This is a genomic window from Blastocatellia bacterium (genome assembly GCA_035275065.1).
Lineage (GTDB): Bacteria > Acidobacteriota > Blastocatellia > UBA7656 > UBA7656 > DATENM01.
Map to the genome: position 1 here is coordinate 158,066 of DATENM010000039.1, position 22,410 is coordinate 180,475.

Sequence of the window (22,410 nt, forward strand, 5' to 3'; positions counted from 1 at the left end):
GCGACCTGTAAGCAGGCCACCCGTCAGAGAGGTTTTGCGGAGTGTTCTGCTTCGTCGCTTGCCGGTTTGCCGCGCCGCTCGCGTATCTTTGCCGAGAGCCGAGAGGTCAGCTGCCCGATGGTGATGCCGGCGCAGTAGAGGGCGACGGCTGAGGCGATGAATAGACAATAGTGAAGCGCCAGAATGTAGCGGTACTCGGTGCTCAACGCCGATTGAACGCAGAGATAGTAGAGCGGCACGACGAGCAACACCACCAGCACGCGACCGCGCCCCGCCAGGCCCAACAGCAACAAACCGGCGACGACTAGCGGCAGCATGCCCCTGGTCTTGAATAGATTCTTTTGCAGGCCGTGAGCGAGGGCGCGCGGGTAGCGCGTCCACAAGTAAGGGGTTGCGCCAAGCTCGAATAGATCGGCCTGACCCACTCGCGTGATGTGCGGGGCAGAGGCCGGCCCGTTGTTGCTAATCACCAGGCGCGCGGCGCTGCGGTCGCCGCTCGCAAACACCATCTGAAGCAGAGGCATCTCCGGCTCACCCGGCGGCTCATCAGACGACGGCTCGCGCCTTTCGCTTTTCGGTTTTCGGCTCGCTGCCGACTCCGCGGGCGGGCTATCCAGAATTGCCGACGCCAGTGTAAAGCGCCGGTCTACCGTAGTCACCTTGACCGCGGCGGCTGCCTGCTCGGCTTTGATTCTCAGGGTGAGCAGGTAATCGGTCTGTGGCTTGAGGCGCAGAGGCGCAGAGGCAAACTGATTGCCGAAGGCCGACGAATCGCCGGCGACCCGCAAGGATTGACTGCCGGCGTCCAGCGCCACGTCAGCCGCCGGTGCGGCGAAGGCTTCATCGCTAAGCCATCCCGATGCGGCGCTCGACCAGACAGGTGTCGCGTCGTCCGGGCGCGCGGCGGCGTGCGCGACCGCGGGCTCTGCGGAAATGATCGGCACGCTTGCGGTGTTGAAAGGCCAGTCGGCGGGGCGCGCATCATTGTAGCTGAGCATGAATGCAGCGCGGCGCAGCATGCCGCCGGCGAACCAGAAGGGATGAGCGCGAATCACCTGTAGCCCGCGCGCATAGCGGTACTGATCGCGCTCGATGCCATCCGGCGCCCAGGGGTTCTGGGCATAGTCCGGGCGGTTGTGCCACTCGGCATCCTTGAGCGCGGCGTCCTGGTCTGAAGTCGGCATTTGGAAGCGGCCTTGCTTATCCAGATCGCCGATGCCGACAACCAGATTCTCGCCGCCGGCAATCGATAGCGGGATGAAGCGATGAAACAGGATGGCGTTGCGAATCGTGATTGGCGCAATCACCAGGATCGTCGCGCCAATCAGCGTCAGCGCGTAGCGCAGCCGTTTGCCGCGAACAACCAGCGCCGCCAGCGCCAGGGCGAGAAACGGCGCCAGCATTAACGCGTTGGCGCGCAGCCAGCACGACACGCCAATCATAGCGCCGGCGGCGATCACCGTGCTGAGCCGGGGCTGCTTCGCCGCTTTGATGAGAAAGTAAACCGCTAAGAGGATCGGCAGCACCGCAAGGCTGTCGGGCGAAAGCCACAGCGAGTAGAAAGCCAGATGCGGCGATAGCGCGGCAAGCAAACCGGCAATCAGCGCAATTGTCCCGTTGAGCAGCTCGGCGGCGATGAGGAAGACCATCACGACCGCGAGCCCGTCACCGATGACTTGCACCCACCTGACCGCCGAGTTGGAATCATTCCACACCCCGAAGACCGCCGCCATCAGCATGGAATAACCGGGCGGGTGCAGCAGCAGTCGCGCATCTCCCGGATCAATTGGTGTGCGCGGAAAGAGCAGGCCGCCGCCTTCGCGCATCTGCTGCGCTTCGCTTTTGTACTGCCTGACCAGGTCGGCCATCCACGGCTCACCGCGCGTCAGCTCGGCGCGATAGTCCTGCCAGTGCAGCAGGCGAACGCCGACGGCGATGAGGAAGAGGCTGGCGCAGGTCAGCAGGATGATTGAGCGCCGCCAGCGAGCCGGCGGCGTGGCGTGCAAGCCGAAACGGTCGGCTGTCCATTTTGCGGTGCGGCGCGCGACCGACAGCCAGCGGTTGCGGTCTGACACAAATATCATGTGACGGTCTCGAAAGGCTCTCAGCTCTGATGAGCAGCGCCGCGATTATAGCACAACCGAAGTGCCACACCATTCACCGGCTCTTCGTCCGCAGGTACGACCGGTTGAAGCGCTTTCGAGCCGCCTGCTACACTTCTCTTTTACTCGCGCAGTCTGAAAGCTGACTACCGGCTGCAATCCTGAAACCTGTCGGCATAGACAGTCTAAAACCGCCCGGCGCGACTGTGGCGGAAAAAGGAGAGATATGGCAACCGAAATCCTGGAGCACACGGGGCTCGTCATCGAAGAGACGCCGCCCGAAGCCTTGGCGCTCGTGCCGCTCGACACCTTCGCTTACAAGTATCCCGGCAAAGAGATTCGCATCGAATTCACCTGCCCGGAGTTCACCGCCATCTGCCCGTTTTCGGACTTCCCCGACTTTGCGACGATCAAGCTCGAATACGTGCCCAACGAGCTGTGCGTCGAGCTGAAGTCGCTGAAGCTCTACATCAACTCGTTCCGCGCGGTGAAGATGTTTCACGAGCATGTCATCAACCGCATCCTCGACGATTTCGTGCGGGCGTGCGATCCGCTGGCGGTTGATATCGAAGGCGACTTTAATGTGCGCGGCAACATCAAGACGGTGATCCGCGCCGCGTACCGGCGCGCCGAAACCGCGCGACAGCGGGCGGGCGCGAACTGAGCCGCCGCCTTCGCCGTACAGACAGGCAATGCTATGGAGATGCAGAAGTCATACTATGTCGTCACCTACAGGCCGGCTTACCTGGCGCTGCTTCAGAGCAGGTCCGCCGATATTGCTCAGGCCGACGACCCCGGCGGCCTGCCTTGCGTCGTCGTCTCGATCACGCAGGGCGGCTTTGGGCAAGACATGATTGACGACGAGCGCCAGGCGAAAGAGCGCTTTCTCGAACACCTGTTCTACGCTGACGATGTTGACCTGTCGCGCACGGCTGACGTCTTCGACCAATACTTCACGCTCGTGCCGGCAGACGAATTGATCGATCTCGACGAAGAGGTTTGAAACATTTCTGGTTCCTGGTTAGTTGTCCCAGGTTCTCTGAAAGGGCCAGAGTTTGCTAACCAGGAACCAGGAACCCTATCTTTATGCAATTGACAATTTCCACGCCCGCGACCTTCAGCTTCCGCCGCACAGTCATCAGTCACGGCTGGTGCGAGCTGCCGCCGTTTGATCTGGATCGCCAGGCGTGGGCGCTCACGCGCGTCATTGCTACGGGCGAGGCGCGGCCCATCACCGTCACCCTTAGCGAAGGCGAGCAAGCCATCAACGTCACGACGCGGCGCAAGCTCAGCCGTCGCGCCGCCGACAAAGTTCTGCGTGATGTGCGCCACATGATGCGGCTCGACGACGACATGAGCGACTTTTATCAGCTCACGGCCAGCAATCCCGCCTTCGCGTGGATCGCCCGCAATGGCGCGGGCCGCTTGCTGCGCGCGCCGACGGTTTTTGAAGACCTGGTGAAGATGATGTGCACGACTAACTGCGCGTGGTCGCTTACAGAGAAGATGGTCGGCGGGCTGGTCGGCGCGCTCGGGCGCGAAACCTCGGACGGCCGCCGCGACTTTCCGACGCCTGAAGCGATGGCCGCGATGCCCGAAAGTTTTTACCGCGACACGGTGCGCGCCGGTTATCGCTCGGCTTACTTGAAAGAGCTGGCCGAGCGCGTGGCGACGGGCGAGCTCGATGTCGAATCGTGGCTGACGAGTGAGCTGCCGACCGACAAGCTGATCCGCGAGATGAAGCGCGTCAAAGGTGTCGGCGATTATGCGGCGGAAAACTTGTTGAAGCTCGTCGGTCGCTACGACGGCCTCGGCCTCGATTCGTGGGTGCGCCCGCAGTTTTCGCGCAAGCACAACAAAGGGCGAGCGGCGTCGGACGAAAAGATTCGCCGGCATTACGCGCGCTTCGGCACATGGCGCGGCCTCGCCTTGTGGTGCGATCTGACTGAGGATTGGCTCGACGAAGCAGGCAACGCCAAGTGGTGAACTAAAGCGGTTTTCAATTGGATGTAGCGCAATCTGTTAGATTGCGCCGTGACTCGCGCAGTCTAACAGATTGCGCTACACGGCAAACTCAATCGTTCAGCCGCGAGCGGACAAACCGCAAGACTTCCTGATTCATATAGCGCTCTTCAGCGGTGATCGTCAGGCAGGGTTTATTCCGCTTGATCTCGCGCGCCAGCAAGACCGCTTGCGACTCTGCCGCCGGCCCACCGCCGGCCCGATTGAGCAATAGATAAGCGTCAGCCATGTCGAAGAATTGCCGCGCCGAATCTTTAAAGTCGGCGCTCGCCGGATCGATGACCTGCAAGAAGAGCGTCGGTTTGATGAAGCGGCGCAGGCTGTTGCTTTCGATGATGACGTGCGCGTCTTCGGCAATCGCCTCTCTGAGCGAAGGCAGCGCCGTAAGCAATTCGCCCTGCCCGGCGCGCACCCACAGGGCGCGCCGCGCCCCGGCGGCGAGGAATCGCGCCGTGTCGGTGCCTGAGTCCCTTTGCCGCTCGGTGGTGATGGCGAAGGCATGCTCGGCGACGGCGCAATCGCAAAGCTCGCCGCTGGTCGAGCAGACGCCGTGGCCGAACTGCGTGATCTTGACCGCCGTCCAGTGCATCTCCGGCAGGCCGCGAATGATGCCTTCGACAACCGACGTTTTACCGATGTTGCGCGTGTGACCGCCGACCATCACCATCTTCATAAGCATTCCCAGCTTGCGCCGCCGCGGGCCGACACCGCTTGTCTCTGAAGCCCCTGATCGTTTATAACATGGCTCTCAGCACCAGCCCAACTTTCACCGTCTTAAGCGAAGGCATCCATGATCAAAGTCAGCATCCTTTACCCGAACAGGCCGGGCAACCGCTTCGACCTCGACTATTATCTCAACCAGCATATGCCGATGACGATTGAAAAGCTCGGCGGCGCGCTCAAGGGCGTTTCAATCGATTACGGCCTGACCAGCGACCTGCCCGATTCGCCGCCGCTCTACGTCGCCATGTGCCACCTGCTCTTCGATTCAGTCGAAGCGTTTCAAGCGGCATTCATTCCTCACGCCGCGGCGCTGCAAGGCGACATCCCGAACTACACGGACGTCGAGCCCGGCATCCAGATCAGCGAAGTCAAGCTTTCTCGCTGACCGCCACGCTTGACCTGACAACCCTGAAACAGACCCCTGTGAGGCGTCGTATGCTCAAGCAAATTACTTGAGGAGACTCACAATGAAAATGCTTTCAGGGCTGATGATGGTCATGCTCGGTCTGGGAACATCGTTCAGCGGCGCGGCGCAAACTTCGTCTTCGCCGGCGACAGCGGCAGCCGGGCCGGCGCGCAAGGTCAAAGGTCAGGTGTTGACCTCGCCTGCGACGCCTGCGGTTCGCCTCGAATTCGGCAAGGATTTCAAGTACGTCGGCCATCAGGAATTCATCCTCTACGACGTGGCGCACGCCGAGCAGCACTTCTTCGTGGACGCCGACAAGGATGGCCGAATCAAGCGATTCTACTGGGTGCAGTTCGAGGGCTACTTGCCCGGCAACACCCACACCTACCGCTACAAATCGAATCAGACGGTCGACATCGGCGGGCTGGCCTTCTTCGCCGACGCGGCGGCGAGAAATATGAAGATCAACGTCAGCCGCCCGGACTCGGACGGCAGCCGCGCCCGCGCTTTCCTCGAAAGCAAGGGCTACCGCATGGCCAGCGACGAGATGTTGTGGCAACGCCTTGTCCACCTCGTAGACGAGTCGCGGCGCGATGAATTGATGATCATCTATATGGAAGACCTGACACCGACAGGCTTACGGGCGAGCGACCTGTGGCGTGGCGGGCGGGCCGAGTCACAGTGGGACGACATGGCCAAAGCGCTGCTCGACCGCGCCGTCAAGAGTCTGAAACTGCGACGCTGATCGGTTGACCGGCGGCGGACTTTTTCAGGTATAGTATCACCCACCTGGCGGTTCTATTCGGCGTGCCCACTATCATAAGTTCCCAGATGGAGAAGGTCATGAATCCGATGTTTTCTCGACTGCTCGTACTTGTTCTCATCTGCTCGCAAGCTGCGCTCGGCCAATCCCCGGCGCAGTCGCGCATCCAGCGCGTCGAGACCGGGCTGCTGCCTGCTGTGCAGATCAAAGGCGCTCCCGGCTGGACGATCCAGGAGCGCATGAAGCATTACCGCATCCCCGGCGTCAGCATCGCCGTCATCAATGATTACCAGGTCGAGTGGGCGCGCGCCTATGGCGTCAAAGACCTTGAGACGAACGAGCCGGTGACGACGGAAACGCTTTTTCAGGCCGGCTCGATCAGCAAGCCGGTCGCGGCGATGGTGGCGCTGAAGAAAGTCAGCGAGGGCAAGATCGCGCTCGACGAGGACATCAACAACAAGCTGACCTCGTGGAAGCTGCCCGATAATGAATTCACCGCGAAGAAGAAGGTCACGCTCGCCAACCTGCTCTCGCACAGCGGCGGGCTCACCGTGCATGGCTTCCCCGGCTACGCGGTCGGCCAGAAGATACCGACGCTGCCGGAAATCCTCGACGGCAAGCCGCCGGCCAACACGCCCGCCGTGCGCGTTGACTTCGAGCCGGGCTCAAAATTCCGCTACTCAGGCGGCGGCATCACCATCGCGCAGCTCGCCATCATGGACATCGAGAAAAAGCCTTACCCGCAGATCGCTCGCGATGTCGTCCTCGGGCCGCTCGGCATGACGCACAGCACCTACAGCCAACCGCTGCCCGACGACTGGCGCAAGCAGGCCGCGACCGGCTACCGGCCCAACGGCAAAGAGGTCGAAGGCAAGATTCACGTCTACCCCGAGATGGCGGCGGCGGGATTGTGGACGACGCCCACAGACCTCTGCAAGTTCGCCATCGAGGTGCAGCTTTCGCTGGCCGGCAAATCCAACAAGGTACTCTCCAAAGAGATGGCGGCGAAGATGGTGACGCCTTTCCTCGCGGACGCGCCGCCCGGCCTGGGCTTCTTCGTTGAGAAGCACGGCAACGCCGTCTACTTCGGCCACGGCGGCGCCGATGAAGGCTTTCGCGCCGGCCTGCTGGTCAATCGCGATAAAGGCTATGGCGTCGCCGTGATGGTCAATTCCGACAACGGCCAGATCATTGACGAAGTCTTCCGCGCCGTCGCCCGCGAATACCAGTGGGAAGATTACCTGCCGCCGCCGGTCGCCGTGGTGACGCTCGCCGCCGACAAGCTGGCCGATTACGAGGGGCGTTTTCAGCTCTACCCGGACCTGGCTCTGACCGTCAGCCGGCAGAACGGCAAGCTGCGCGGGCAAGTGACCAACCGCGAAGCCTTCGACCTGCTGCCCATCTCTGACACCGAGTTCATCACGACGGCGGATGATGTTCGCTACGTCTTTGTCCGCGACGCCGCGGGCCACGTCGCGGCGATGAAGGTGCGGTTCGGCGAGGGAATCATAACGGCCCCGCGCCTGGCTAAAGACGCGCTGATCCCTTACGAGCTGCTGGTGGCGGGCAAAGTTGATGAAGCCGTCGAGGCGTATCGGAAGATCAGGCGCGAGTTCCCGAACGATCCGGGGGCGTCCGAGGAGCATCTCAACAACCTGGGCTACGGCCTGCTCCAGCAGAAGAAGATTGCCGAAGCGATTGCCGTCTTCAAGCTCAACGTCGAGCTGTACCCGAAGTCCTGGAACGTCTATGACAGTCTGGGCGAAGCCTACATGGCGAATGGCGAGAAAGAGAAGGCCATTGCGAGCTACAAGAAGTCGCTAGAGCTCAACCCCGGCAACACCAATGGGGCGGCGATGCTGAAGAAGCTGGAGCAGTGAGCGGCGCAAGGCGGGTTTCATTTTGATGTAGCGCAAGGCGGTTAGCTTGCGCAGCGACTGGCGCAAGCTGTTAGCTTGCGCTACATGGCAAACGCTATCGAAAACGGCGCTAAAGTGACACGGCCTGCTCGGCCCAGAATTGAAATTCGCGATGCTTATGCTCTTCGGCTTTTGCCAATTGCTCGCCGCTCGCCACCTGCCGCACACGCTCGAAGACGCGGGCGCCGACATCGTCAATCGTTTCGGTGCCGTCAATGATGCCGCCCGCCGACAAGTCGAGGTCACGCGACATGCGCTCGTAGACCGGCGTGTTCGAGGCCAGCTTGATGACCGGCGCAATGGCATTGCCGATAGTCGTGCCGCGCCCTGTGGTGAAGACGACGACCGTCGCGCCCGCAGCCACCAGCCCCGGCGTTGATTCTTGATCGTAGCCCGGCCCCTGCATCAGGTTCAGGCCGCGACCGCCGGGCGGCTCGGCGTATTCGACGACGCCTTCGACGCGCGTCGTCCCGGCCTTGGCAATCGCCCCGAGCGACTTGATGGTGATGTTGAGCAGGCCGCCGGCCTGATTGCCGGGACTCGGGTTCTGATTCAGCACGGCGCCGAACTTCGCGGCGTAATCTTTGTACCAATCAACCATGCGGTAGACGGCGCGGCCGGTCTCGGCGTCCCTGGCGCGGTTGGCGAGAATGTGCTCTGCGCCACAAAACTCCGGCACTTCGGTTATCAGCACGGTGCCGCCCCGTTCGACCAACAGGTCGGCGGCGCGGCCCAGCGCCGGGTTAGCCGACAGGCCGGAAAAACCGTCCGAGCCGCCGCACTTCACGCCTAGCACCAGCTCGCTTACCGGCACGGCTTCGCGCGTCGCGAGGTTGACTTCCGGCAGCATGCGCTCGACCTCTTGCATGCCGCGCTCGATGGCCGCCTGCGTGCCGCCGACTTCCTGAATGCCGATCTTGGCCACAGGCTTGTCGAAAGCGCGCTCGCGCCTGAGCAGGTACTTTTCGACGTAAGCCAGGTTGGTCTTCTCGCAGCCCAGATCCATCAAGATGACGCCGCCGACGTTCGGGTGATCGGCATAGTTCGATAAGGTCCGTAGCATCACGTCGAGGTTCGAGCCATCCTGACAACCGCAGCCTTTATTGTGCGGGATGGCAACGACGCCATCCACATTAGGAAAGCGCTCGCGCTTATAGAGCATGAACTCAGCCATCATGGAAATCTGCTGCGCTTCGTGGCTGGCGCACATGCTGGTCGGAATAATTAGGACGAAGTTGCGGGTGCCGACGCGGCCATCGCGCCGGCGAAAGCCCATGAAAGTTGGGCGCTCGCTTTCGGGAACATAAGCCGGCGGCGGTGTTGCGAGGTCGTCAGGCAACTGGCGCACGACGGGAACGTCGTCGGTCATGTTGGCGTGAGTAATCGCGTCGCCTTCTTGAATGCCGAGCGAGGTGCCGATGGGCTGGCCATACTGCAAGACGAAATCGCCCGCCGCAATCGCCCGCGTCGCGAAGCGGTGGCCCGGCGGCACGCTCGCCTTGACCTCAAGCGCGCGGCCGCCGGGCAGGGCAACGATCAGTCCGGGCTCGGTCTGCTGTTTGACGACGGCGACGTTGTCTTTGGGATCAACGATGATGGCGTAATCCTGAATTGGCGCGGCCTGTGCAGTGCGTAGGTCAGTCATGATCTTTTCAGCTCACTCTATAAATTTGGCGATGGTCTGTGATGCTTGAGCCGCATTCATTTTACCGGTATAAGGTCCGACGCGCTATTGCTGAAGCAGTCGCTGCAACCCGGCTTTGCGCGACGTGTCTTTGGCCGAGGTCAAGAAGCGCTTCAGCCATGCTCGGCGCTGCGCGTCGCCCCGCGCGGCAATCTCGGCAAGCTCTGTGAAGTTATCTTCGACAAACGCTTCCTTGCTGAAGCCCTCGAAGGCGCAGGCGTTGTCGAGCTGTTTCGCCGTTACCTCGCTGCGGCGCTCGTCGAGGATGAATTCGCCCTGCGCGGGATTCCACACGTAGTAAGCCTTCAGTCCCCTGGCGAAAAGCGAGAGCGGCGTATCGTTCGCGTCATTGGCCGAGATGTTGTAAGTGATCATGAATTGAATCGGTATCGTATAGACGCCGTTTTCAAGATCGTGGCGCAATACTACCGCTTTATAAGAGCGGCCGAGAGACGCCTGGTATGGCTGATGCTCGCCCTCCACGGGATAAGAAAGCACCTTCTTCACGCCATCGTCGCGAACCTCGTGCCAGCCTTCTTCATAAGCCACCATTCCCAATCCGCGCCCGGCCAATTCTCGGACGACCAGCCAGGTGCGGCCGTCGCCCTGCTCGATGCGGTAGGCGGGCGGCCCGTACCGCTGGCCGTGACAATCAACCGAGCCGAGCAGCTTCCACTCGCCTGAGCCTGCCTGTCGGAAGATCAGGTACTGGTAGAAGTCATGGCTCTGGAGCGATATCTTCAGGACGACCGTCTTTCTGCCATCTTCATTGCTTCTCGTCAGGTCGAAGGTCTCCGCCTCGCAACCGCCTTCGCAGCGATAAGTCATGTCTGTCGGCAGCTCAATGTTCAACATTCGCCAGACCTGCTTCAGGTCAAGCTCGTCGTTAATGTCTATGAGCGACTCGATCAGGTAAGGCGACGGCGGCGCGGTATTCTGGGATGGTTTCGGGCTCTGCGCCGCGAGCGCGGAGGCGGCAAACACGGCGCAGAGCAGCGCACAGCCGAGCCGGCGCAGGATCGATGCCGCTGGACGTCGGCGCGCCTCAGAGAAGAAACTGTAAGGACGATTGCGGGTCATATTCCTGTGCTTCTTTGCCATGCATGAAAATTCTAACCGCTCGGTCGCCGATCAAGCTAATAGTCGTGCCCTCGACCCTGAGCATGCTGCCTTCGCGCAATCCGACGACAGTAATCGTGGGATTGACTTCGATGAATTCGAGAAGCCGTTCTTCGCGCGTCTCGCCTTGATGGCCTTCGGGGTGCGCGTCCAGGTAGTGCGGGTTGATCTGAAAGGGCACGAGGCCGAGCGCGGCAAAGCCCGGCGGCTCGATGATCGGCATATCGTTCGTCGTCTTGATGGTTGGGCAGGCGACGTTCGAGCCTGCGCTCCAGCCGATGTACGGCACGCCTGCGCCGACCCGCCCGCGAATGGCTTCCAATAGATTTTGCTTGTAGAGCCGGTGTAGCAGGTGAAATGTATTGCCGCCGCCGACAACGATAGCTTCGGCCTCTGCGACCGCCTGCCGCGCATCCTCGCGTGTGTGGATGGCATCGAGCCCGTAGCCGAACTGCTCGAAGCGCTCACCCACGCTTTCGGCGAATTGGTCAAAGGTATAGCGCACGGCGGCGAACGGGATGAATAGCACACGGCGCACGCCGCCGCCGAGAAAGGCTTTGATCTGCGCTTCGGCATGATCGAGATAGCCTTGCCCGTAGTTTCTGGAGTTGCTCAATAACAGTAATCGCCTGTCCGTCATGGTCTCAATCGCTTTCGCCCTCTTGCTTAGAATGGCCGACGAGTGACCAAAAGCTTACCATGCCCGCCTCTGTGGAGGCAGCCCGCTCTATCCGCTTGCAAAAGCGCAGCCGTCCCGAAAAAGGCTGAAATTTCGCCCGACTCAGGTATAATAAGCCGACAACGTGGACCCATGCGGATAAAACCGACAGTCAGCTTTAAGGAGTTGATGTATGAGAGGCCACATCTGCCAGCCTGTTTGCGACAAGGCGTCGGAAAATCGCAAGCCCTTCAACCCATGCAGACCGCTTGAGACCCGTCGTCAGCCAATGACACGGTTGATGGCAGCGCCCGCTTGCTGGAGAAGGCTTGCGACTCTGTTGGTGATCGGTATTGCCTTCGCGTTCCTTCAGCCCGCAAACGCCGGGGCGCAGACCGTGACCCTGGACAGCGTCAGCAGCAATGGCGCTTTTGACGGGACGGTTGGCGTGATGAGCCTCAGTTGGTCGCACACGGTCGGCAACGGGCCGAGTCGCATACTGATCGTCGGCGTTTCGACCTCGACGACCATGCTGCCTCCCCTCTCACCTCCGACCCGAGTCAGCGGCGTTACCTATGCCGGCATCGCGATGACGCGCATCCTGACGCAATCTTCAACCGACTTTCGCAGCGACGTCGAAATGTTTCAGTTGCTCAATCCGCCGGTCGGCACGGCTAACGTCGTCGTCACCCTCACCGCCGCCGGCATCAACTACGTCGTCGGCGGGTCTGCGTCGTTTTTCAACGTCGATCAATCCACTCCGTTCAACGGCACCGCGCAGAATTCAGGCGCCAGCGGCTCGCCCGCCGTCACGGTGATCAGCGCGCCGGGGAGCATGGTGCTCGATACGGTGGCGACCTTGCCGAGCGGCTTCCTTGCGCCGGCGGGCGGGACACAGACGCTGCAATGGGATGGGAGCCCGTTTTTTGGCTTCGCCTTCGACGTCGGCGCCGGCAGCACGCGGGCGGGCGCCAGTCCGGCGGTGACGATGATGTGGCAAAACATCGGCCAGCCGTGGGCCATCGGCGCTGTGTCATTAAAACCAGCAGTGCCGACCGCCGCACAATTGTCGTCGTTTACCGCTACCGGAACGGAGACCGGCCGCGTGCTGCTCGCATGGCAGACTGGCTTTGAAGTCGATAACCTCGGCTTCAACCTTTACCGCGACGACGGTGGCAAGCGCGTGCGGCTCAACCGCCAGATGCTGGCCGGGTCGGCGCTGCTCGCAGGCCCCGGCCTCAACCTGCGCGCGGGCCATTCCTACTCGTTGTGGGACGGGCTGCCTCTGAGCAAAGACGCGCAGTACTGGCTTGAAGACGTTTCCATCGATGGTCACAGCACATGGCATGGGCCGATTGTTGTCGGGTCTTCAACGCTTGCTCCCTGGCAACCGCGCCCGCTGCCGCCGCCCGCCGACAGCCCCGTGCGGTTGAGCGCCCTCGGCGTAAATGCCTCGCCATCGGCAGCGACTCACCTGCTGGAGCGCGCCGCCGCGCCGCCGCAGATCAAGCAGGCTTCAGCCGCCGAGCTGGCCGCGCAAACTGATCTTGCCATGCGACCGGCGGTGAAGATTGCGGTCAGGCACGAAGGCTGGTATCGCATCACTCAAAGCGAGTTGATCCAGGCCGGGCTCGATCCGCAAACCGACCCGCGCCTGTTGCAGATGTTTGTGGACGGCAGGCAAGTGGCGATTGCGGTGGCGGGAGAAACCGATGGGAGCTTTGATCCGACGGACGCGGTGGAGTTCTACGGCGTCGGCATCGATTCGGCAGCGACCGACACTCGCGTCTACTGGCTGGTCGCGGGCGCGCAGCCCGGCCAGCGCATCACGCCTGTGAAAGCCAAAGGCGCGCGCGCGGCTGAGCCGAGCTTCGCTTACACGGTTGAGCGGCGTGACCGCAGCATCTACTACCCGGCGCTCAGAAACGGCGACCGCGAAAATTTCTTCGGAGCGGTGATCGCCCACGAGCCTGTCGAACAGCTGTTGACTGCGCGGCACACGGACGGCGCACCCACGTCATCGGCGCAGCTCGAAGTGACGCTCCAGGGCGTCACCCTACAAACGCATCGCGTCCGCCTGGACTTCAACGGCGCGACGGTCGGCGAAGTCGGCTTCGAGGGCGATGCCCTGGGCGTGGCGAAGATTACATTGCCGGCCTCGGCGGTGAAAGAGGGCGACAACCGGCTAACGCTGGTGGCGCTCGACGGCACGAGCGACATCAGTCTGGTTGACACCATCCGCTTGACCTACCGGCACCGTTACGCGGCGGACGACGACGCCTTGCAATTCAGCCTCGCCAGCCGCCAGCAGGTAACGATTGAGGGATTCAGCAGCCAGGCGATTCGCGTCCTTGACGTCACCGACCCGGAAGCGGTGCGCGAAGTGCGCGGACAGGTGCAAGCGCGCGGCGCGGGTTACAGCGTGACGGTGAGCGGGCCAGCCGGCGGGCCGCGCCTGTTGCTGGCGATTGCCGAAGGGCAGAGCCGGCGCGTCGCCGCGTTGACCGCCAATCAGCCGTCGAGCTTGAGGCAGCCTGCCGCCGGCGCAGACCTGATCATCCTGAGTCACCGTGACCTTCTCGACCGCACACGACCGCTCGCCGCCTTGCGCCAGAGCCAGGGTTTGAGCGTCGCCATCATTGATGTCGAAGACGTGTTTGACGAGTTCGGCTTTGGCGTAAAGTCGCCGCAGGCGATCAAAGACTTTCTCGCGTTTGCCCGGTCGAGCTGGCAGAAAGCGCCGCGCTACTTGCTGCTGGTCGGCGACGCCAGCCTCGACCCGAAGAATTACCTCGGGCTAGGCGATGCCGACCTGGTGCCGACGCGGCTGATCGATACCGCAACGATGGAGACGGCTTCCGACGCGTGGCTGGCCGACTTTGATGGCGACGGCATCGAAGACATGGCCGTGGGCCGCTTGCCTGTGCGCAGCGCCACGGAGGCCGCCGCCACGGTCGCAAAGCTCATCAGCTACGAGCAAAGCGCGCCGGTGGACGGCGTCTTGCTGATTGCCGACGCCAACCGCGATTTTGATTTTGCGGCGGCGAGTCGGCAGCTACAGGGCTTAATCCCGCAGCGCATGATGGTCGAGAGGCTGGATGAGAATCAACTGAGCGCCGCGACCGTCAAGCAGCGATTGATCGAAAGCATCAATCAAGGAAGGAAGCTGATCAACTACAGCGGTCACGGCTCGGTCAGCCTGTGGCGGGGCGAGGTCTTCACTTCAAGCGATGCCGGCGCGCTCATCAACGACGGCAAGCTGCCGGTCTTTGTGATGATGACCTGCTTGAATGGCTACTTTCATGACCCCGGAATGGAGAGCCTGGCCGAGAGCCTGATGAAGGTCGAGCGCGGCGGCGCTGTCGCGGTCTGGGCGTCATCGGGAATGACTGAGCCGGGCAGTCAGGCGTTGATGAATCAGGAACTCTACCGGCAACTATTCGGCGATGCAAGCTTGAGACTCGGAGACGCCATCATCAAGGCGAAGGCCGCCGCCGGCAGCACAGACACGCGGCAGACATGGCTGTTGTTCGGCGACCCGACCATGCGTGTGAAGTAGTCGAAATCGCTGCGAGAAAAGATCACTTCTTGAAGCGGAATGTCGGCCCGGTGTGGCACCGCTTACAGTCGCCGAAGTCGTCGCCGCCAAAGGCGCGCTTGTTGTTATGACAGGTCATGCAGCTTTGCGCCGACGGCGAAGCGTGGTGCATCAGCGGCTGCGGCGCGGTCACCTGATCGCGCCCGCCTCCGGCACGCAAGCGGTGACATTCACTGCAACTCAGATGTGCCTTTCCTGTATGCGCGGCGTGGTTGAAGTTGACCTGAAAAGCCTTGGCGGCCATCGTCGTCCGAAAAGCGCCGCCCGCCGCGTGACACGTCGAGCAGGCGGCCATGTCGCGTCCCTCTGCCTGTGCGCCGGCGTTGTGACATTGATAACAGGTGGCGTGCGCCGCTGCGCCCGCGGGAATCGTTAGGGCGACGCCGCGATTGGCGGCCTTGTGGCAACTGGCGCAGTCGGCCCTGGCGTGGCGCGAGTGCTCGAAGCGCACGCCAAAGCTCTTGAGCGCCGGCGACGGCTTGAGCGCCCCATCCTTCGGCTCGGCAGTTTTGTGACAAATCGTACAGATCGGCCCGCCGAGCGCGGCGAACTTCTGCGAATGGCAGGCGGCGCACGGGCGGTGGCCGGGCCGCGTCGCCTGTGTCTCGCCCGCGCTGCGGCGATGGCAGGTGGCACATGGCAGCCGCGAATGCGCGCCGCTGGTGTGCGCGAACTTCGAGAAGTCAAGCTCGGTATTCTGCGCCGTCGCGGCTGCCGAGGAGGACGCCGCCGCTTCGACTTCAATGGCGGCGACCGGCGCATTGTCCGAGATTGCCCAGGCGACGGCGAGCGCGGCCAGGATGACGGTGGCAAGCGACAGCCTGCGCCGCTTCGCGTTGCGCGGCCAATCGGGCGAGCGGGGCGCATGAGGTTCTGGCATTCCGGACATCATTTCTTATCCTTCATCGCCGCGATAGCTTTCAGGTGAGATGCCGGCACCGGCTGTTTGCCGAGTTGCACATGGCACTTCGTACACTGAAACGCCGGACTGGCTTTCTTCTGCTCCGCTTCCAGGTTGAGCGCGCCGCCGTCGGCGGCGCTCGGCGTGACGTGACAGCCTGACCCCGTGCCGCCACACGACAGCACCGGCACAGTTGGCCCTTTCGGGTCAGTGGTGTTGATAGCGGCGACTTTGTGGCAATCCTGGCAGCTCAACTCGGCGTGGCTGAACCATTCGTGGCGGAACTTGCCGGCCTCGCGACGGCCCCACTTGTCGAGGTCTGTGCGGTCGCTAATGCCCATCACGGCAGCGAGCTTCGGGTCGAAGTCGGCGTGCGGCTGGCGCTGCATTGCTACGTAAGTCGCCGGCATCAGTTTGTGACATACGCCACAGTCTTTCGCCGCCGGCGACATGTCTTCCGAGTGACACGAGAAGCACGCCTGGTGGCCCGGAGGCGAAGTCTTATACGCGCCTTTCTTGAGCCAGAAGGCGGTTTCGGGCAAATCCTTGGGCGGCTTAATCAGGTACTCGTCGTCGGCATCGCCTTGCGGCTGGTAGGTCTGATGGCAGTTGGCGCAGACAGCATTCTTGTCTTCAGGCTTCTTCGCTTCGGCTTTCTTCTCTTGCCAGTAAGCCGCCCGCAGCAGGCGCGGCGTGTCGTCGCTGTGTTCTGCCGGGGCGACGCCGAACAGGGATTCGTGCTTGTCGTGCGGGAAGTAGACGCGGTATTCCGAGACGGCATCCTTGCCTTTTGGCGAAGCGTCAAAGAGCGCGCGCAGGCTGGGGAAGGGGAAGCGCGTGCTGTTGCGCGGCGACGGGTCTGTGTGGCAATTGCTACAAATCGTCGGCACCGCGCCGCTGAAGAACTGCGCGCGATGACAGGGCAGACACGAAGCATGCTGCGGATAGTCTGTGACGTCCGGGAAGGCCGCATCGCCTTTGCGCGCGGCCTTCCAGTTGGCGGAAGGGAATTTGTGGCAGGCGTCGCAAGCTTGCTGCTGGTGTGCCGCAACCGCGTGCCTGAAGTGCGAATAATCGCGCGTCTGGTTGCGCGTCGCGAGCCCGCGACGATTAGCGCGCTGGGTGGGTTCGGCTGACGCCACGACGCCGGTCATCGCCGCCAGCGCCGGGTAAACCCCCACCCCGGCCATGAACAGCAGGATGGCCAGTTTCAACTTTCGATCTCTCATGCAGACTCCCCGAGGCCGTAGCGTGTTCCTTACCTATCCAACTCGTAAAAGGCGCGAAGTGCGCGTCCTTTAGCTCACGCTATCTAACCCTACAAGCGAGCGTCAGATGGGGCTATGACCGTGGTCACCGGGGATTGTGACGGCGGTCACAGCAAGAGGGGAAAAGATGAATGGTGAATGATAAATGATGAATTGGGGAAGGAATCAGAAGCCGGACTTGCTATAGATAATCCCTTACCTCAGGGCAATCAGTTCTCGACATTCATAAAGATGAATTAAACACAGAGACACAGAGACACGGAGACACAGAGTCTTCTCTGTGTTCCCTCCGTGTCTCTGTGTTTGTTTCTCATCCCTTTTTGCAGAACTAAATGGCCCTGCCCTTACCTTTTACTCTTTAGTTCATCATTCATCATTCATCATTTCTTCAGGCCGGTACGGTCGTACGATAGCCCAGCTCGGCGAGCGCCACCTGTGTGCCGCGCAGCAACTCGTCAATGTGTTCGAGCTTTTCGACGCCGACAACGAAGGCGTCAACGACACCCGATTCGATCTGAAAACGGAAGCACGAAGCCGGCGATAAGGCATCCGTGCCGCGCACGATGTCGCCCTGGCCGACAACTTTCATGCCGACCATGCCCTGACCTTTGGCGCGCATCCCGGCAAACAGCTTGCGCAAGGTTTCGACGTCAGCGTCAGCATGTTTGGCGCGCGCATTCCAGCGCACCTGATTAGTGTCAACCCACGGGCTGGCCGCCGCTGCTTGCAAAGCTTCAAAGCTGTGACAGGTGACGCCGTGGGCGCGAATCTTGCCCTTCTGCTTGGCCTCTTCCATCACATCCATGACGCCGCGGTAGCGCGTCGTCCAATCGCCCTCGGTGACGCAATGGACGATCAGCACGTCGAGGTAATCCGTGTTCATCTCGCGCAGGAAGCGGTCAATGTCCTGTCGCACCTGCTGCGGCTCGCGGCTGTTGGTCTTCGTCTGGATGATGTAGCGGTCGCGCGCCACGCCCTGCATGGCGCGGCCAAAGTAAGGGTTGCTGCCGTATTGATCGGCCAGATCGAAAAAGGTGATGCCGCTGTCGTGCGCGTGACGCATCAGCCGCGTAAACGCCTCTTGCCCGAGCCGTGTTTGATTCGACTGGTGATTGATGCCGACCGTGCCTGTGCCGATGCCGACGACGGAAATCTTCAGGCCGGTCTTGCCGAGACTCACCTTATCGGTCGGGTTCTTGATGGCGGGGTCAATGACGAAGGCAGCGGCCTCGACGGGGGCGTCCGTGTGCAGCCCGCGACCGGCCAGCACGCCTGCGCCGAGCGCGCCCGTCGCGGTCAGCGCGATGAAGTTGCGGCGGCTCAGTTTATCCATGTGCCCTCCTGTGGCAGCGATTCTGTGCCACCAGCATAGCAGACGCGGCGGGGGAAGAAAACGACGCGGGGACGCGGCGACGCGGGGAAAGATGAGTGGTTCATCTCTGTCTTTCCCTCGCCGCGTCGCCGCGTCCCCGCGTCCCCGCGTCACTCTTCCGCGTCGCCACGTCGCCGCGTCTCTCTCTACTTCTTCTTGAAGCGCACCCAGAAGGGTACGCGCAGCGTCGGCCCTTGCGAATCGGCGACGCTGACGAAGCCTGTGTAGTCGCGCTTATCGGCGCGCTTGACGGCATCGATGGCCAGCGTCACTGATGTGCTTTGTCCCGGCACAAGCGTCACCGTCAGCGGCGTCGCTAGCGCCATACTGACGCCATCGCCGGGATCGAGTTGCTTGATGCTGAGCGTGAAGGTGCGTGACTGGTCGCTGGTATTCGTTATCTGGAAGTCGAGGCTGGTCGACACCGGCTTCTTCAGTTTTAGAATGCCGAAGCTCAGGCTCGCCGGCGCGAATGTCGCCGCGACGTTCGCCGCCTGTGCCAGGTCAACGCGCCCCGCGCCCATCGCCAACACTCCGGCATTCGTCGTCTTACTTGTCGTCGTAAACACGCTGGTCGTCGCCGAACTGATCAACGCCGATTTCACCTGCGCCGGCGTCCACGTCGGATGCTGTTGAATGACTAGCGCGGCGGCCCCGGCAATGTGCGGTGTCGCCTGGCTGGTGCCGCTCTCGGAGCCGAACCCCGACGGGTTGGTTGATGTGAGCGCCGCCGAGTAAATGCTTTCGCCCGGCGCGGCAATGTCCGGTTTCAGGGTTTGCAGCAGCGACGGCCCGCGCGAGCTGAAGTCCGAAACGACGTCGGCTGCAATCAACGGCGTCAGGTTGAGACTGGCATCCGCATGGGCGCGGGCGAAATCGCGCAACGCCAGCCCTGCGGTACGCGACACAAACACGGAAGGGATGCTGGTGCCACCGACTGCCATGTGAATCAAATTATCGCCGCCATCCGTGCCTTCGCTGATGTCTTTGTTGTAAACGATGGCCGCTACGGCGCCCGCCGCGCTGGCGTTGTTCACCTTCTCAGTGAACGCGCAAACGCCGCGCTCCATCAACGCGACTTTGCCCGCGAGCGATCCCGCCGTCAACGCCGAGCAGCCGCGATCATTGCTGACCTCGACAAAAGGCAGCGCCGTCAGCGCCGCGTTGAACCGCGTCGTTGATCCATCACCGACGACGCTTTCGATGTTGATCAGGCGGGACGCGACCGGCGACGGCCCGGCTACGGTCGCCATCGCCGTGATCGCATGAGCGTTGGAAGTCGAGGCGACTGTGATGGCCGATGGCGCAATGGCCGGCGAGGCGATAGTCATCTCGTCATCAACGCCGCCTTCGCCCGAATTGCCGGCGGCCACGGCAACCACCATGCCGCTGGCGACCGCCGATTCGACGGCGCGCGCCAGAAAATCGAGCTGCGCCGTGGCGTCAGCCCCTAAGCTCATGTTGGCCACGTCGAAGCCGTCACGCACGGCTTCATCGAGCCCCGCCGCGATCAGGTCGGTCGAGCCGCTGCCGCTCTTACCTAGCACGCGATAGTTGCCCAGGTAAGCGCGCGGCGCGACCCCGCAGAGCGGGCCGACCGGCGACATCGTGTCCAGATTACCGGCGGCGATGCCGGCGACGTTCGAGCCGTGCCCGTTCTCGTCCAGCGCCGAGGGGTCGTTACCGGAACCGCTGACGAACGACTTGGCGACGATCACTTTGTTGTTCGTAAGCCTCTGGCTGCCATTGTTGGAGCGCGGAAAGCCTTCAGGGGCGCTGTAGCCCGTGTCATTGAATAGCGGATTTGTTACATCGATGCCGGTATCGATAATGGCGATCTTCATGCCGGCGCCGGCATTGCCCGAGCCGCCGAGCCGTTCCCACATCGCCGGCGCGTTCGTCAGCGGCACGCTGGTGTCGAGCAGCGTGTGACATTCGCGCACCAGCTCGACGCGCTTGACGCCGGGGAGCGATGCAAGCATAGCGATCTCGGTGCCGCGCGCTTCGACGGAAACGGCGTTGGCCACGGCTCGCAACTCGGCCCGCACACGCAGCGCCGGCGCAATCAGACGGGCACGCGCTTTAAAGTTCTCCTGCTCGCCGCGCATCTCGCCGTCGAGCGCGGCGGCTTCGGGCGAGTCTAAATCAACGCGCCGACGGCGCTGCATCATAGAAATCTGCTGATGTTGGCGCTCGATGAGCGGCAGCCCATCAAGCTCGATGATGGCTTGCACTGCGCCCGGTGATTTCAGCGCCTGTTGAATCGGCGACTCGTCTGTGCGCGGCGCCAATTGCGCCGGGCGGCCCTGCGCCGGGCCGATCAGCGCCTCGACCACGAGCATCGCCGCGATGCCTACTCTGAGCCATGAAAATCGTTTTGTCATATTACCACCACTATCGGCAGCGACACGGACGCTGCCTGCTTAACCGGCAATGAATCTTCGGGAGATGATTGATTGCGAACTGATTGAGACCACGCCAGCGCCACGCCGTTGCCGGGCGGCGCTGACAATAAAGCGAATTCCCACTGATTTAGAGAGCCGCGCCGCGCTTAAAGCCGGATGATTTTGCTCTCAGCCTCCGGCATATTCAATTTGCGCGTCGCGTTGCGCGAATCGATGACTAGCGGGGCCAGCCGCACGACGCGCGCGTAATCTATCGATGTATGATCCGTAACGATCACCGCGCAATCACAACTGCGCAGCGCCGCGTCGGTCAGCTCGACGCTTTCGAGCGTCCCCTTGCCGTCAAGGTTCATCTCTTGGATGTGCGGATCGTGATAGCTGACCTGCGCGCCTTTGTGCAGCAGTTGGTCAACGATGCCGAGGGCCGGCGATTCGCGCACGTCGTTGATGTCGCGCTTGTAGGCGACGCCGAGCACCAGGACTTTCGATCCCTTCAGCGGCTTGCGGTGATCGTTCAAGCCGTCCTGCACCAGTTGAACGACATGCTGCGGCATGTGCGAGTTGACCTCTTCGGCCAGACTGATGAAGCGCGCCTCAAACCCATGCAGCCGCGCCTTCCACGATAGGTAATGCGGGTCCAATGGAATGCAATGTCCCCCGATGCCGGGGCCCGGGTAGAAGGCCATGAAGCCGAACGGCTTGGTCGCCGCCGCCTGAATGACTTCCCACGAATCGATGTTCAGGTGATAGCAGAGCTGCGCGATTTCGTTGACCAGGCCGATGTTCACCGAGCGGAAGGTGTTCTCCAGCAGCTTGGCGGCTTCGGCGACGCGCGCGCTGGTCACCGGGTGGACGCGCTCGACGATGGTTTGATAGAGCGCCGCCGCGACCGCTGTCGATTTGTGACTGACGCCGCCGACGACTTTCGGGATGTTGTGCGTCTGGTATTTCTCGTTGCCCGGATCAACGCGCTCCGGCGAAAAGCCGAGGAAGAAATCTTCATCGAGCTTCAGGCCGGTCTCTTCGAGCATCGGCAGCAACACTTCGTCGGTGGTGCCCGGATAGGTGGTTGATTCCAGCACGATCAGTTGCGGCGAATGCAGGTAGGTCTTGACCTGTTCGCTGGCGGCCAGGATATAAGAGATGTCCGGCTCTTTGGTCTTGCGCAGCGGCGTCGGCACGCAGATGACCACCGCATCACAATCGGCGAGCTTCGAGAAATCGGTCGTCGCCGCGAGCTTACCCTCAGCGACCAGCGCCGCGACCTCCGCGGTCGGCACGTCGGGGATGTGCGAATGGCCGGCGTTGATGTTGTCGGTGCGCGCCGCATCAACGTCAAAGCCGATGGCGCGCAGGCCGCCGCGCCCGAAGGCCGTCGCCAGCGGCAGTCCCACATATCCGAGACCGATCACGCCGACCGTGGCATGCCGCTCGCTGATTTTCTTTAACAGTTCCTCGCTCATTCGCTTG

17 protein-coding genes are annotated in these 22,410 nt (G+C 62.2%); 7 read left to right on the forward strand and 10 right to left on the reverse strand.

Annotation, left to right across the window (positions count from 1 at the left end; genetic code table 11):
• Positions 1-23 precede the first annotated feature (23 nt).
• Positions 24-2,084 (reverse strand): glycosyltransferase family 39 protein, encoded by a 2,061-nt coding sequence (locus tag VJ464_08795; protein HKQ05214.1) that lies wholly within the window; start codon positions 2,082-2,084, stop codon positions 24-26.
• Positions 2,085-2,328: 244 nt separating this feature from the next.
• Here VJ464_08795 and queF point away from each other — a divergent pair, with 244 nt between their 5' ends.
• The 3 genes from queF (at position 2,329) to VJ464_08810 (ending at position 4,088) form a co-directional block, all read left to right on the forward strand.
• Entirely contained in the window at positions 2,329-2,766 is a 438-nt protein-coding gene (queF, locus tag VJ464_08800; protein ID HKQ05215.1) for a preQ(1) synthase, read from the forward strand.
• A 33-nt stretch (positions 2,767-2,799) separates the two neighbouring features.
• Positions 2,800-3,105, forward strand: a complete 306-nt coding sequence (locus VJ464_08805; protein HKQ05216.1) for a hypothetical protein — start codon at positions 2,800-2,802, stop codon at positions 3,103-3,105.
• Between the two features lie 83 nt (positions 3,106-3,188).
• Positions 3,189-4,088: a hypothetical protein gene (locus tag VJ464_08810; protein HKQ05217.1), complete on the forward strand. Its 900-nt coding sequence runs from the start codon at positions 3,189-3,191 to the stop codon at positions 4,086-4,088.
• An 88-nt stretch (positions 4,089-4,176) separates the two neighbouring features.
• Here the strand turns inward: VJ464_08810 and VJ464_08815 are convergent, their stop codons facing one another.
• A complete protein-coding gene (locus VJ464_08815) occupies positions 4,177-4,797 on the reverse strand; it encodes a hypothetical protein (protein ID HKQ05218.1) in 621 nt (206 codons plus the stop codon).
• Positions 4,798-4,914: 117 nt separating this feature from the next.
• Here VJ464_08815 and VJ464_08820 point away from each other — a divergent pair, with 117 nt between their 5' ends.
• The 3 genes from VJ464_08820 (at position 4,915) to VJ464_08830 (ending at position 7,896) form a co-directional block, all read left to right on the forward strand.
• Entirely contained in the window at positions 4,915-5,232 is a 318-nt protein-coding gene (locus VJ464_08820) for an EthD family reductase (protein HKQ05219.1), read from the forward strand.
• A gap of 82 nt (positions 5,233-5,314) precedes the next feature.
• The gene (locus VJ464_08825) at positions 5,315-5,998 is read left to right on the forward strand and encodes a hypothetical protein (protein ID HKQ05220.1); all 684 of its coding nucleotides are present in this window, start codon (positions 5,315-5,317) and stop codon (positions 5,996-5,998) included.
• A 98-nt stretch (positions 5,999-6,096) separates the two neighbouring features.
• On the forward strand, positions 6,097-7,896 hold the full coding sequence (locus VJ464_08830; protein ID HKQ05221.1) for a serine hydrolase: 1,800 nt from the start codon (positions 6,097-6,099) through the stop codon (positions 7,894-7,896).
• 109 nt (positions 7,897-8,005) lie between these two features.
• On the opposite strand, the gene VJ464_08835 is transcribed toward VJ464_08830, so the two are convergent.
• The 3 genes from VJ464_08835 to pepE form a co-directional block, all read right to left on the reverse strand.
• Positions 8,006-9,580 carry an altronate dehydratase family protein gene (locus tag VJ464_08835; GenBank protein HKQ05222.1) on the reverse strand — a complete coding sequence of 525 codons (1,575 nt, stop codon included), beginning with the start codon at positions 9,578-9,580 and terminating at the stop codon, positions 8,006-8,008.
• 84 nt (positions 9,581-9,664) lie between these two features.
• Entirely contained in the window at positions 9,665-10,699 is a 1,035-nt protein-coding gene (locus tag VJ464_08840; GenBank protein ID HKQ05223.1) for a hypothetical protein, read from the reverse strand.
• A complete protein-coding gene (pepE, locus tag VJ464_08845; protein HKQ05224.1) occupies positions 10,665-11,354 on the reverse strand; it encodes a dipeptidase PepE in 690 nt (229 codons plus the stop codon). The genes VJ464_08840 and pepE overlap by 35 nt, the downstream gene beginning before the upstream one ends.
• Positions 11,355-11,697: 343 nt before the next feature.
• Between pepE and VJ464_08850 the strand changes: the two genes are divergently transcribed.
• A complete protein-coding gene (locus VJ464_08850) occupies positions 11,698-14,955 on the forward strand; it encodes a C25 family cysteine peptidase (GenBank protein ID HKQ05225.1) in 3,258 nt (1,085 codons plus the stop codon).
• Between the two features lie 22 nt (positions 14,956-14,977).
• Here VJ464_08850 and VJ464_08855 read toward each other — a convergent pair whose 3' ends face one another.
• The 5 genes from VJ464_08855 to VJ464_08875 all read right to left on the reverse strand — a co-directional run bounded on the left by VJ464_08855 (position 14,978) and on the right by VJ464_08875 (position 22,403).
• Entirely contained in the window at positions 14,978-15,874 is an 897-nt protein-coding gene (locus tag VJ464_08855; GenBank protein HKQ05226.1) for a cytochrome c3 family protein, read from the reverse strand.
• Between the two features lie 8 nt (positions 15,875-15,882).
• On the reverse strand, positions 15,883-17,124 hold the full coding sequence (locus VJ464_08860; protein HKQ05227.1) for a cytochrome c3 family protein: 1,242 nt from the start codon (positions 17,122-17,124) through the stop codon (positions 15,883-15,885).
• A gap of 427 nt (positions 17,125-17,551) precedes the next feature.
• The gene (locus VJ464_08865) at positions 17,552-18,496 is read right to left on the reverse strand and encodes an aldo/keto reductase (GenBank protein HKQ05228.1); all 945 of its coding nucleotides are present in this window, start codon (positions 18,494-18,496) and stop codon (positions 17,552-17,554) included.
• 185 nt (positions 18,497-18,681) lie between these two features.
• On the reverse strand, positions 18,682-20,919 hold the full coding sequence (locus tag VJ464_08870) for a S8 family serine peptidase (protein HKQ05229.1): 2,238 nt from the start codon (positions 20,917-20,919) through the stop codon (positions 18,682-18,684).
• A gap of 167 nt (positions 20,920-21,086) precedes the next feature.
• On the reverse strand, positions 21,087-22,403 hold the full coding sequence (locus VJ464_08875) for a nucleotide sugar dehydrogenase (protein ID HKQ05230.1): 1,317 nt from the start codon (positions 22,401-22,403) through the stop codon (positions 21,087-21,089).
• Positions 22,404-22,410 lie beyond the last annotated feature (7 nt).

What these genes read in the sequence shown, in the direction of transcription:
- VJ464_08795 (HKQ05214.1), bottom strand. Translation starts at nt 2,084, where the DNA reads ATGATATTTGTGTCAGACCGCAACCGCTGGCTGTCGGTCGCGCGCCGC.
- queF (HKQ05215.1), top strand. Translation starts at nt 2,329, where the DNA reads ATGGCAACCGAAATCCTGGAGCACACGGGGCTCGTCATCGAAGAGACG.
- VJ464_08805 (HKQ05216.1), top strand. Translation starts at nt 2,800, where the DNA reads ATGGAGATGCAGAAGTCATACTATGTCGTCACCTACAGGCCGGCTTAC.
- VJ464_08810 (HKQ05217.1), top strand. Translation starts at nt 3,189, where the DNA reads ATGCAATTGACAATTTCCACGCCCGCGACCTTCAGCTTCCGCCGCACA.
- VJ464_08815 (HKQ05218.1), bottom strand. Translation starts at nt 4,797, where the DNA reads ATGAAGATGGTGATGGTCGGCGGTCACACGCGCAACATCGGTAAAACG.
- VJ464_08820 (HKQ05219.1), top strand. Translation starts at nt 4,915, where the DNA reads ATGATCAAAGTCAGCATCCTTTACCCGAACAGGCCGGGCAACCGCTTC.
- VJ464_08825 (HKQ05220.1), top strand. Translation starts at nt 5,315, where the DNA reads ATGAAAATGCTTTCAGGGCTGATGATGGTCATGCTCGGTCTGGGAACA.
- VJ464_08830 (HKQ05221.1), top strand. Translation starts at nt 6,097, where the DNA reads ATGAATCCGATGTTTTCTCGACTGCTCGTACTTGTTCTCATCTGCTCG.
- VJ464_08835 (HKQ05222.1), bottom strand. Translation starts at nt 9,580, where the DNA reads ATGACTGACCTACGCACTGCACAGGCCGCGCCAATTCAGGATTACGCC.
- VJ464_08840 (HKQ05223.1), bottom strand. Translation starts at nt 10,699, where the DNA reads ATGACCCGCAATCGTCCTTACAGTTTCTTCTCTGAGGCGCGCCGACGT.
- VJ464_08850 (HKQ05225.1), top strand. Translation starts at nt 11,698, where the DNA reads ATGGCAGCGCCCGCTTGCTGGAGAAGGCTTGCGACTCTGTTGGTGATC.
- VJ464_08855 (HKQ05226.1), bottom strand. Translation starts at nt 15,874, where the DNA reads ATGCCAGAACCTCATGCGCCCCGCTCGCCCGATTGGCCGCGCAACGCG.
- VJ464_08860 (HKQ05227.1), bottom strand. Translation starts at nt 17,124, where the DNA reads ATGAGAGATCGAAAGTTGAAACTGGCCATCCTGCTGTTCATGGCCGGG.
- VJ464_08865 (HKQ05228.1), bottom strand. Translation starts at nt 18,496, where the DNA reads ATGGATAAACTGAGCCGCCGCAACTTCATCGCGCTGACCGCGACGGGC.
- VJ464_08870 (HKQ05229.1), bottom strand. Translation starts at nt 20,919, where the DNA reads ATGACAAAACGATTTTCATGGCTCAGAGTAGGCATCGCGGCGATGCTC.
- VJ464_08875 (HKQ05230.1), bottom strand. Translation starts at nt 22,403, where the DNA reads ATGAGCGAGGAACTGTTAAAGAAAATCAGCGAGCGGCATGCCACGGTC.